10 protein-coding genes are annotated in these 12225 nt (G+C 39.5%); 3 read left to right on the top strand and 7 right to left on the bottom strand.

Annotation, left to right across the window (positions count from 1 at the left end; translation table 11 throughout):
* Positions 1-42: 42 nt before the first annotated feature.
* From FOL01_RS02060 to FOL01_RS02050, 3 genes are all read left to right on the top strand, one after another.
* Positions 43-861 carry a hypothetical protein gene (locus tag FOL01_RS02060; protein ID WP_075269089.1) on the top strand — a complete coding sequence of 273 codons (819 nt, stop codon included), beginning with the start codon at positions 43-45 and terminating at the stop codon, positions 859-861.
* Positions 862-946: 85 nt separating this feature from the next.
* Complete coding sequence (locus FOL01_RS02055) at positions 947-1222, top strand: ArsR/SmtB family transcription factor (RefSeq protein ID WP_169823039.1); 276 nt, start codon at positions 947-949, stop codon at positions 1220-1222.
* A gap of 1 nt (position 1223) precedes the next feature.
* Positions 1224-2120, top strand: a complete 897-nt coding sequence (locus FOL01_RS02050; RefSeq protein WP_075269087.1) for a cation diffusion facilitator family transporter — start codon at positions 1224-1226, stop codon at positions 2118-2120.
* A gap of 234 nt (positions 2121-2354) precedes the next feature.
* On the opposite strand, the gene FOL01_RS02045 is transcribed toward FOL01_RS02050, so the two are convergent.
* From FOL01_RS02045 to nagA, 7 genes are all read right to left on the bottom strand, one after another.
* Complete coding sequence (locus tag FOL01_RS02045; RefSeq protein WP_075269086.1) at positions 2355-2891, bottom strand: phosphoribosyltransferase; 537 nt, start codon at positions 2889-2891, stop codon at positions 2355-2357.
* Between the two features lie 5 nt (positions 2892-2896).
* A complete protein-coding gene (locus FOL01_RS02040) occupies positions 2897-4189 on the bottom strand; it encodes an adenylosuccinate synthase (RefSeq protein WP_075269085.1) in 1293 nt (430 codons plus the stop codon).
* A 227-nt stretch (positions 4190-4416) separates the two neighbouring features.
* Complete coding sequence (locus tag FOL01_RS02035) at positions 4417-6987, bottom strand: cation-translocating P-type ATPase (protein ID WP_075269084.1); 2571 nt, start codon at positions 6985-6987, stop codon at positions 4417-4419.
* Between the two features lie 357 nt (positions 6988-7344).
* Entirely contained in the window at positions 7345-9078 is a 1734-nt protein-coding gene (locus FOL01_RS02030) for a septation ring formation regulator EzrA (protein WP_075269083.1), read from the bottom strand.
* A gap of 273 nt (positions 9079-9351) precedes the next feature.
* Positions 9352-9963 carry a 30S ribosomal protein S4 gene (gene rpsD / locus FOL01_RS02025; protein WP_075269082.1) on the bottom strand — a complete coding sequence of 204 codons (612 nt, stop codon included), beginning with the start codon at positions 9961-9963 and terminating at the stop codon, positions 9352-9354.
* Between the two features lie 254 nt (positions 9964-10217).
* Entirely contained in the window at positions 10218-10922 is a 705-nt protein-coding gene (locus FOL01_RS02020) for a GntR family transcriptional regulator (RefSeq protein ID WP_075269081.1), read from the bottom strand.
* A gap of 5 nt (positions 10923-10927) precedes the next feature.
* Positions 10928-12103 (bottom strand): N-acetylglucosamine-6-phosphate deacetylase, encoded by a 1176-nt coding sequence (gene nagA, locus FOL01_RS02015; protein WP_075269080.1) that lies wholly within the window; start codon positions 12101-12103, stop codon positions 10928-10930.
* Positions 12104-12225 lie beyond the last annotated feature (122 nt).

Here is a 12225-nt window from a genome sequence, read left to right as displayed (position 1 = left end):
AGTTCTTACAAATTTAACTTAATGATTTAGGAAGGCATGATTATGAATCCAGAATCTCATGATAATGTATCTCGTTTAAAACAACTTAAAGAAAGACCAACAACGGAACATCCCGTCAGTCGCCAATCTCGCTTACAGAAAAAAATAAAACAATCAGATATTCAATGGATAGCCTTATTGCTTTGTGTTATTTCACAAAATATTATCTGGTGGGTGTATCCGCTCATCTATTCAAACAACCTGGCTGGAGGGCAATGGCAACATAATCCACTATTAATCACCTATAGTATCATCATAGCGATAGCAATATTTTTAACATTTAATCGCGGCTTTTCCCGTTGGATAAACTATGTAGTCATTTTATTCCCATTGCTATTCTTATATTTCTTATATAAACAATTCACTGGGCAACAAGTCATGTTACTTGCACTACTCCCAATTGCCCTACTATTAATAAATATTTCATGGTTAAGTTTACAAAATGTACTTGGTCTAATTTTATATTCAGGTATCGCAACTATCGTTATGCCTGTCGTTATTTTCTACCAACAAAATACATATTTAACACAACCATTTATTATTAGTTTATTGCCGCTATTTTTCAGTTACCTCTACTTCATGAGTAGTGTGTTCGTCACACAGGGGCGCAATAAACGATTAACTTCGCTGGTTTTTGGCGTTATCCTATTACTCAACGTCCTAACTCTACCTTGGAATTTTTGGACAATTCTAACAATTATTATCATCATCTTTACTTGGATGGTATTAATTAATTTCAATTTAAAGCAACGTTACCGGATGGTATTCTTTACCATTCTACAGACATTGACCATCATGGTTATCTTTTTACAACAAAACTAAACGATACGATAAAGGATCTAAAAAAACATTATTTTTCAGGTCCTTTTTCTTTCAAAAAAACATATTAACGTTTTATAATATGTTTATGGATGAAAAATTATCAGAGTTTTTTAAATTATTTTCAAATGTTCTACGACTAAAAATTTTAAAGATTTTAGCTGATCATGAACAGAACGTCTCAAACTTAGTTATAGCCACTGGCTATTCGCAATCAAATATTTCGCAACAGCTAAAAATGCTAAAGAATGCCGATATTATTAGTTCCCACAAACACGGCAAACAAATTTTTTACGTGTTAAAGGACGACCATATCCGATCAATCATTGCATTAGCAACAACCCACTTGGAGGAAAAATTATAATATGCATAATCATCACGAGCATGCAGCCGTTCCAAAAAGGCAAGTACCCTATTTAACAGGCATTATCCTAAATACTGCTTTTATCATTGCTGAAATGATTTTTGCCCACTACGCCCATTCAACAGCTTTATTTGCAGATGCTTTGCACAGTATCAGCGATGTCGCATCACTGATACTAGCTTGGGCTGCTGTGGCTGTTTTTGGGTTGAGAGCCACGGATACTCACACGTATGGTTGGCATAATGCAACTATCCTAGCCAGCTTTATTAACGCGCTATTCCTGCTAGTTGCCGTCTTTGTTATCTGGTATGAAGCAATTGTTAAGTTGCTGAACGGTGGTGCCGAGCCAGCTGGTAATTTGATTATGATCGTATCAGCTTTTGGGATTGTCGTTAATTTTCTAGCAGCCAAATTCTTTGCTATGGCTGGCGATCACAAATCGGACATCAACGCGAAAGGTGCCTATGTTCACCTAATGGCTGATGCTGGCGTTTCCCTAGGAGTCGTCGTAGCTGGTTTACTAACCAAGCTAACCAAATGGTTCTGGCTGGACCCAGTTGTTTCCATCATTATTGGTATTGTTATCATCGTGTCATCATGGGATATTTTCAAACAATCGGTTCTACTTATTTTCAATGGTGTCCCTGAAAACATTGATGAAGTTTCCGTTAAAAAAGCTATCCTGGATAATCCACAGGTCATCAGTTTACATGATTTACATATTTGGGGTATCTCAACAACAGAAACTGCTTTAACCGTTCATCTGGTTGTTAAAGATCCTGGTGATATGACGTTACTCTCTCATCTCGGTCACATGCTCCAAGATGACATGCACATTCAACATACAACTATTCAACTGGAAAATAATATGCCGAACGAACCCTATAATGACATTTAATCAATAAATAAAAGAGAGAGCGAGACAAAAGTCGGTTTGAAGCCGGTGTGTAACGTTATTTACGACATTTTTGTCCGAAGCAAAGCGAAGGACAAGAATGTCGTAAATTGCGTTACATTGAGGCTTCAGACTTTTGGAACGCGTTTATGCTATAAAATTTATAGCCTTACAATTAATGCATTTTTAGCACAAAAGAGGTTGAGACATTGTTTTGTCTCAACCTCTTTGTTGTTTTTATTCAGATAATTCTAAAACAGCCACATACGGTAAACTACGACAATATTCATTGTAGTCCATCCCGTACCCGACCAAGAACTCATCAGGCACTTGGGCCCCAATAAAGTCTGGTGTAATACCACCTGCAGTAGTCGACTGACGCTTATCTGTTGCAACTGCAACATACACTTTTTCGGCACCGCGTGCTTCAAAGTCCGCCTTTAAATACCGTAACGTTAATCCTGAATCAACGACTTCGTCTAATATGACAACTGTTCGCCCAGACAGGTCAACCTTTAAGTCTCTTTGAATTGTGATATGACCAGTTGATTGATCACCAACATAGCTAGATACATCAATATAATCCAATTCAATCTCGCGGTTCATAGCCCGCATCAAGTCAGCCATCCACATGTAAGCGCCCTTCATGACACCGACAAATACTGGTCGTTCAACATCAACTAGTACTTCGTTGATTTCGTCTGCAACACGTTTCACCATTTGGTCAATGTCATCTACAGATAAAATCGTTCGTGCTAATCTCATTTCAGACATGCTTATTATTCCTCATTCCAGATATCAAACAAGATAATAGTTTGTTCATTTGATGGCCCAACTGCGAATGTATATAGTGGCACACCAATCAATTCTTCAACACGCTTCAAGTAGTTTTCAGCGTTAGCAGGTAGTTCTTCACGTGACTTAATACCCGTAATGTCTTCTGACCAACCTGGCAATTCCTCATAGATAGGTGTCACACGTTGCACATCTTTCAAGTTAGCTGGATAGTGCGTAATGCGTTGACCATCTAGTTCATAGGCCACGGCAAGCTTAACCGTTTCAAGTCCTGACAAAACGTCCAAACTATTTAATGATAAGTGAGTAAAGCCACCGATCCGAGCTGAATGACGAAGAACAACTGTATCTAGCCAACCAATACGACGTGGACGCTTTGTAACAACACCATATTCATGACCAATTTCACGAATACGATCACCAACTTCATCAAATAGCTCCGTTGGGAAAGGACCATCCCCAACACGTGACGTATATGACTTAGCAACACCAACAACCCGCGTAATCTTAGTTGGGCCGACACCGGCACCAATAGTTGCGCCACCCCCAACAGGTGATGATGATGTCACGTATGGATACGTTCCCTGGTCGATATCCAACATGGCACCCTGGGCACCCTCGAATAACACGCGCTTTTGGTCATCCAAGTATTCATTGATCAATACAGTCGTATCGACAATGTATGGCTTCAATTGTTGACCATAATCAGCATATTCTGCAACTAATTCTTCAAGATCAAATGGCGCATGGTCATAAATTTTCTCAAGTACTTCATTTTTTTCAGCAAGTACATTAGATAGACGCTCACGCAATACCTCTTCGTCCAACAAATCAACGACACGGATTCCTACACGAGCGGCCTTGTCCATATACGTTGGACCAATACCACGGCCAGTTGTACCAATCTTGCCATCACCCTTCTTGGCATCAGCCAAGCGATCAAGCAACATATGATATGGAAAAATAACATGGGCACGATCTGAAATACGAAGATTCTCAGTCGTTACACCCTTTTTTTGGATTTCATGTAATTCGTCTAATAAAGCCTTTGGATTAACAACACAACCATTTCCAATTACCGCCAAACGATTTGGATTGAAAATACCAGATGGTACAGAAGACAATTCAAACTTCTGTCCATCAACATAAATGGTATGTCCGGCATTGTTACCACCTTGGTAACGCACTACCATATCGGATTTTTGTGAGATAAAGTTTGTTATCTTTCCTTTACCTTCGTCTCCCCATTGACTACCAACAACTACAATCCCTGCCATAATGGCCTCCTATTTTTAAATTCGTCAAAACACGAACATTCTCAACTTTTTCAACACCTATTCAATTGTAACAACAAACTTTATTCGTTTCAACGGTCTTTCGTTAAAAGTTCGACTTTTAATCATCCAAGCCTTTATATCCTACCAATTTAATAAATAAAAGCGATTTTTTAACGTAATACCATATAAAATAAGCACAGGATGCGAACATCCTGTGCTTATAGTTTTTATATAACTGATTTAATCGCTTTATGAATTTCCCAATAAATATTCGGAACCAATGATAATACGATTGTAATTAGCCAAGCCATACCACTCAATGGTACAAAGCTAAACAATGTTTGGGTAGCTGGTATTAATACAATAAGAATTGTAATAGCCGCTGCTAAAATTGCCATCAATACTAACATTGGGTTAGCACTAAATTTAACCTTGAACATTGAAGACTCACTACGAATATTAAATACGTGCAAAATTGACATCAATGACAAAACAACAAAGGCCATTGTCGTTCCTACGGCGCTATCATGAGTATAAACACCATAACCTTGTGCCAACAAACTAACGGCAGCAAAGAGGACAACATTAATAACAATTCTAGTTGCTAAACCATTTGCAAACAAGCTATCCTTGGGGCTAACAGGGTCTTGATTCATCACATTACCATGAACTGGTTCACGACTAAGAGCAAATCCAGGCAACCCATCGGCAACCAAGTTAATGAACAATAGTTGCGTAGCAATCAATGGCGATCCCCAACCAAGGAGAATAGCACCAATAATGATAATAATCTCTGACATGTTAGCACTCATCAAGAAATTAACAGTCTTACGAACATTACCATAGATACCACGACCAGTTTCAACGGCACGAACGATACTTGCAAAGTTATCATCAGTCAAGACAATGTCTGATGCTTCACGGGCAACGTCAGTTCCTGTCTTACCCATAGCAATTCCAACATCTGCACTACGTAAGGCTGGCGCATCATTCACACCATCTCCAGTCATAGCAACAACGTCCCCACGCTTTTGCCATGATTTAACGATTCGAATCTTATCCTCTGGCGTGACACGAGCATAAACAGCATACCGGTCAACATTCTTATCAAGTTCTTCATCAGACATTTTATGTAATTCTGAACCTGAAAGGGCCAAATCGTTTTCACCTAGAATACCAATTTCACGCGCAATTGCACTGGCAGTGACCACATGATCACCCGTAATCATAAGTGGCTTAACACCAGCGGCACGGGCCTCCGCAACAGCCTGTGCTGATTCTGGTCTTGGTGGATCAATAATTCCAACCAATCCCAATAGGGTCATACCCTTTTCTAATTCATCTGCGGTTGGTTCCATACTAATTTCAGGTAACTTAACAACTCCGACAGCAATAACACGTAAGGCATTCGTACCAAACTCTTTGTTCATCTCAATTGCCTGTTCATGCATTTCTGCTGGGAACTTAGGCAACAAGACATCAAATGCCCCTTTGGTAACTGCTAGATAACCATCTTCAACACGATGAACTGTTGTCATTCGCTTTCTGGTTGAATTAAATGGTATTTCATAAACCTTTGGATATTTGTTTTGCAGAGCTTCATATTCAGAATACTCACCGAGTGCATTGACCATGGCAACTTCGGTTGGTAAACCAGATACTTCATCACCAGGTTTCGTCACATTGGTTGACAATGCTCCAAACTTCAATACATCAGGAATTTGCTCGACTAATTCTTCATCATGATAAACATGATCTGCTTCTGCATCCCAAGCTCGACGAACAGTCATTTTGTTTTGTGTTAACGTACCCGTCTTATCAGATGCAATAACCGTGGCTGAACCTAATGTTTCAACGGCTGGTAGACGACGGACAATTGCCTGACGCTTGGCCATCTTTTGCACACCAAGTGCCAATGTAATCGTCACAATAATCATCAACGTTTCTGGCACAACGGCAACCGCCAATGATACGGCAGTCATGAATAGTGATAGTAATGGCTCACCAGAAGCAATTCCTAATCCAATAACAACTAGGGCTGCCAAAATCGCAATGACACTCAAACGCTTACCAAGTTGGGCAAGTCTAATTTGTAATGGTGTCTGTTCACGTTTTTCATTACCTAATAAGCCGGCAATTTTACCCATCTCAGTCTGCATACCAATAGCAGTAACTACACCAGTTCCGCGACCGTTCACAACAGCTGTTCCACGGTATACACGATCTAAACGATCTCCTAATGAATCATCTTCAGAAGAGATTTCCGTCTCGTCCTTTTCGATGGCATCACTTTCTCCAGTTAACGCAGATTCTTCAACTCGTAACTCACTTGATTCAATTAATTGCGCATCGGCAGAAATTTTCTCACCGTTCTCAAGAACTAAAACATCACCCACAACAATGTCGGCAATTGGAATGGTAGTCACTTTGTTATTACGCTTGACAGTTGCTTCCGCACTCTCTAGACCTTTTAAGGAGTCTAAAGCTGCTTCAGCTCGCCCTTCCTGATAAATAGATAGCACTGAATTAATAATAACAATTCCAATAATTAGCAAACTTTCAAAATAACGGCCATCATTTTCCATGATTGATGTAAGCAGTGAAATAACTGCAGCGATAATCAAAATAATCGTCGCCACATCACTTAAACTACGCTTTATCTTTGACCATAACGATTCTTTCGGTGCTTCGTTAAATTCATTTGTTCCATATTTATCTCGTGCCTGCTGCACTTGGACTTCTGTCAACCCTTTTTCGACATTGGTTGACGCATGATCACTTGGTAACTTATCTTCCATAAACTCTCCTTTTGTTTCATAAAAATTTCGTATGCCTTATGTATATAAGCTTACCAGATATTAGTAGTTTTGTAAAATTTTAAGTAAAAACGTAACTTTTAAGGTAAAAGAGAGCGTGAAAAAAATTGTTTTGAAGCTGGTATGTAACGTAGTTTGCGACATTTTTGGCCGGAGCAGAGCGTAGGACAGGAATGGCGCAAATTGCGTTACATTAAAGCTTCAGATTTTTGGATCGCGTTTAAAAGAGTGCGTGACAAAAATCGGTTTGAAGCCGGTGTGTAACATGTTTTTCAACATTTTTACACAAAAAATGGTTGAGACACTTTTTGTCCCAACCACTTTATACTTTAATAAAAATTAATCATTATCAGAAAATTCTGCTTGTAACTGTGCTTGCTCTTGACGATACTGCTGAACAACCCGTTCAGTTAATCCAGGCTCCAATTGATCAAGCATGACACCTAATGTCTTCATAGCTTGTTCATAATCATAGCCCGTTTCATAGTAATACCGTGCTTGCTGAGTTGCCTGAGCCACTGCAGGGTTATCACGATACAACAATGCTTTACGAACCAAGCGTTCAGTAACCGTAGCCGCTTCAATCAACTCATCCGTTCGTTCCTGCAATGTATCTAAGTCTGCTGTCACGATACTCAACTGTCGTAGCGCATCATCAACATTGACGCGCGCCATATTAAGTTGCTGTTTAACGCGTTCTAATTCATCACTCACTGAATAAAAAATTGATAGATAGGTTTCCGGTAGTCCTGGTAACCCTTGGCGTTCGAATGATCGCTGAATCAAACGCAACTTGTCTGACAACAAGGTTACCCGTTTCTTTGACTGCTCCAATTGTCCTGGCAACTCTTGATAAGTTTGCCAACGGGCAACTTGTTCGCGTTCAATTCGTTCAAGATCTTTTTGAATGGCAACTTGTTCACTGATTAAGTTAGAAAATACCGCTTCATGACGCGCAATTTTTTGCTTCAATTCTTCAAAATTGACGGTATCATTTGATAACTGAATTTCCCAAGTACGAATTTGTCCCACTTCATCTTTTGAAAATACAAAATCTTGGTTCAAACGATCTAAACGGGCATATAATTCATGATTTTGACGTTTATTGTGGGCAAGGTACCCGGTCAAATTCTCATTATTTTCCCAAACTGTTTGGGCAGCCTTCGCTTCTTTATCAAAAGTCTCGTATAAGAGTTCTGTACGGTCTTCCATCCGTGTGATCTCTTCTGATACTTTTTTGAGCGTCAACTCTTTCAACAAATCCAAAGCTGCTTCTAATTCTTCGCGAATATTTGCCAATTCCTTCTCAATATTCGTTTCAAACCTAAATCCTTCAGCAGACATCTTGTTATATGCATCTTGCAATTCTGATAACTGACCCGGAATCGTATCATCCAATTTATTGAAAAGATCAGGTATTTGCTCAATACGCTGTTCCAATTGGTTGGTTTCCATACCTAAAGTTTCATAGATTCCAGCAGCCGTTGCATGATCACCAGCCTCGGTCAGACGAGCAAACTCTGCAAAATCATCTTCTAACGAGCCTAATATCTCTTCCAACTTATCAATTGCTGGTCCAAATGCAAAATTTTGCGACAACAGCACTTTTCGAAGCTCTTGATACTTACTTTCTAAATCCTTAACTGCTTGTTTATGGGCAGCATCCATTTGTTCTAAATCACTTAAACCCTGGTTCACAACATCAATGATTGCTTCTGCATCACGAATTTGTTGCTGAAGGTTTTTCATGCCTTGCGCAGTCTTTAAGAAATTTAACCCCTGCGAATCAAATAATATGGTATTTGCTTTTAAATCAATATTGTTAAACTCGTTTGTTTCCAAATGGTTATACTTTGCTTCCAACAATTGAAATTGCTTCAAAGACTGTCCCGTTAAGCTCAACTGTCGCCCTTTAACTAACCGATCACGCATTGGAATCTCAGCCAATTGGGCTTTCTTTTGAATTAACTTATTAACTTTTCGCGCTGTCAATCGTTGAGAGACAAAGATAATCAAATAAATGGCTGCTACTACAATGATTAAGCCAATTACAATGTGTCCAATCTGTGTCATACTCTTTTATCTGGTGATCAATTATCACCATACTCCTAACTATCGGGAATTCTAATAAGATTAGCGTACCACGTGACTTCTATTACATGTTAATTTTTTACATTTGTTTAGACTTTATTTGGTGTTCTTTAACCTTTTTTAACTTATTCTACTATTTTTTTGTTCAAATAAATAAATAAAAACAATTTATAAACATTTTAAAGTAATAAAAAAGCCAAGGCAAATGCCTTGGCTTTTTTATTGTGTACCCACAAACCGGTAAGCGAATAAAAATTATCCGATACGGTTGTAGTACTCAACGATAAGGGCTTCATTGTATTCGTGATCCAATTCAGCACGCTCTGGTTCGCGAACCAAAGTTCCCTTTAATGTATCTTTATCAAATTCAACGAATGGTAGTGTTCCAGCTTGTGCTTCAACAGCAGCTTGGATGTAAACATTCTTTTGTGACTTCTCACGGACTGAGATTTCTTGTCCAACAGCAACTTCGTATGAAGGAACGTCCAAACGCTTACCATCAACTAAGATGTGACCATGGTTAACAAGTTGACGAGCTTGTTGACGTGTTGTAGCCAAACCTAGACGGTAAACCATGTTGTCCAAACGACGCTCTAGCAATGACAAGAAGTTGTCACCGTGAGTACCCTTACGAACCTTACCTGCCTTCAAGAACAAGTTGTGGAATTGACGCTCAGTCAAACCGTAAGTGTAACGTACCTTTTGCTTTTCTGCTAATTGAATACCATAATCTGATGGCTTTGAACGACGGCCGGCACCGTGATCACCAGGTGCATAATTACGGTTAGCAATTTCCTTACCAGTACCTGAGAGTGAAACACCAAGACGACGTGACAAACGGTACTTAGGACCAGTATAACGTGACATATTTAAATGTCCTCCAGAATTTTTTATTTTGTTGAATTCTAGAGAGTTGCCTCACATTCGTGCAATTTGCCCAAACTTTCACCGCTGCAGCGCGGGTACTAGCGTGTTCTCCGCCATAATTGAAACGGGTCGGTAAATTGTTGACGAGCTTGCGGACAGCCCGCTGCAGTTTTCAACACTTCAAATAGTTTACCAAAATATGAAACTATAAACAAGTGTTAAATCATAATCCCATTTGGTTAGTCACGACCTTATTATGATTTTTCCATATAAAATTCAAACCGCGAACCAACATATTGTGTTTGAACATATTCAAATGGCGTTCCTTTGGCATCATAAGTAATTTGACGCAAAATCAAAACTGGATCACCTCGTTTAATTGCTAAATATTCAGAAATTCGTTCATTAACAGCCGCGGCAGTCACTACTTGTTGGGCACGGCCAATTTTCAAGCCACGCTCTTCAGCAAGCGTTCGATATAGTGAAGCAGTTAAGTCGTTTCTTGATAACCCTTCGATAAGTGACTCAGGAATTGCTGCCACTTCAAAGGCAATCGGTTCGTCATCACCATAGCGAACACGTTCCATTCGTAATACCCGGGCATCTGATGATAACTGCAATTGTTCCTGTTCTGAATTTGTTGCGCGTCCGACATGAAAACTAACCGTCTTTGAAGTTGCTTGTTTTCCCGCATCAGCCATTAAATCGGTAAATGATGTAATACCATTCAAATGCTCCTGCACTTTTTGTTCAGACACGAACGTGCCTGAGCCCACTCGTCGTTCTAAAACGCCCTCATCCACTAATAGCATAATAGCTTGGCGTAACGTCATACGTGAGACACTGAATTGTTCCGCTAATTCACGTTCTGCTGGAATTCTATCTCCAGGAACCCACCGACCTGCATCTATTGCTTCATGAATTTCATCATGAATTTGAATATATACCGGAGAACCCATAGTCTCTACTCCTTTGTTTCAACACCGTCTTGTTTTGAAAAGCGACGGCCCATACTATATGTTGTTTGTAATTCAGTTAAATCTGCGTTAAAGACATTTAAATCAGCATCTTTACCAACTGCTAAGGTTCCTTTGGTATCTAATCCAAATTCAACCGCTTGGTTAACCGACGCCATTTGAATTGCCTCGTGAATAGTAGCTCCCGTAAAAGCCATGATATTTCGGAAAGCATCATCAAATTCCAAGACAGAACCAGCTAAAGTGCCATCCTCTAAACGTGCTTGCTTATCTTTTACCCAAACTTTTTGACCACCAAGTTCAGATTCACCATCACCAAGGCCTTTTGCCCGCATTGAATCGGTAATCAAATCAATGCGATGTGCTGACTTAAGTTTATATGCCACATTTACCATATCTGGATAAACATGGAAACCATCAACAATCAATTCCGTACGAATATTATCTTCAAGCATAGCATGGCCAGTTACCCCAGGCTCACGATGAGCCATTGGACGTTGTGCATTATACAAATGTGTGATGTGACTAGCCTTTGATTGCTTTTGCAAAAAATCACGGGTCGCATTTGAATGACCAATCGAGCCAATAATATGATTATCAGCTAGATAATCTTCAAACTCAGCGACATTTTCGGCCTGTTCTGGTGCATAAGTAATCAAACGGACACGGTTACCAGATAGTTCATGCCATTTCTGTACCAATTCTTTACTAGGTGCAATGATATATTTTTCTGGTTGTGCACCCTTAAAGTGAGGATTAATAAATGGTCCTTCAAGGTGAACCCCAACAATTGCTGGCTCTTGTTCAGCAGCTTCATTAACAGCTGTCATCGCCTTTGAAATATTATCAACTGATTGTGTCATTGTTGTAGGGAAAACGGCTGTGATACCTTCTGAAATTTGGCCATGGACCATCTTTACAATGTCAGTCGTCTCACCATCCATCGTGTCAAAACCATAAGCACCATGTGTATGAACATCAATAAATCCTGGCACGATCACTTGGCGATCAGCACGAACCAATTCATCCGCCGAAGTTGCAACGAGTTCTGACATTGGTCCCATCGCTTCAATTTGTTGATCAAATCGAATGTAAGCATCCTTTATCACTGGGCGCTCAGCTTCTCCAGTATAGATTGTTGCATGTGTTAAAACTTTACTCATGATTTATTCCCCTTATTTCTTCAATGACGCCAGCGGATAGCAACCGCCTGAAGTTCACTTCTAATCGTCTTCAAGTTTACACGGTCTAGACCGATTTTTCTAGTCAGATAGTTTACGTCCAA

The sequence above is a fragment of the Weissella thailandensis genome (genome assembly GCF_001932615.1).
In the GTDB taxonomy this organism is placed as follows: domain Bacteria; phylum Bacillota; class Bacilli; order Lactobacillales; family Lactobacillaceae; genus Weissella; species Weissella thailandensis.
The sequence above is the reverse complement of the archived record's forward strand: the minus strand, read 5'-3'. Positions and strand labels throughout refer to the sequence as shown.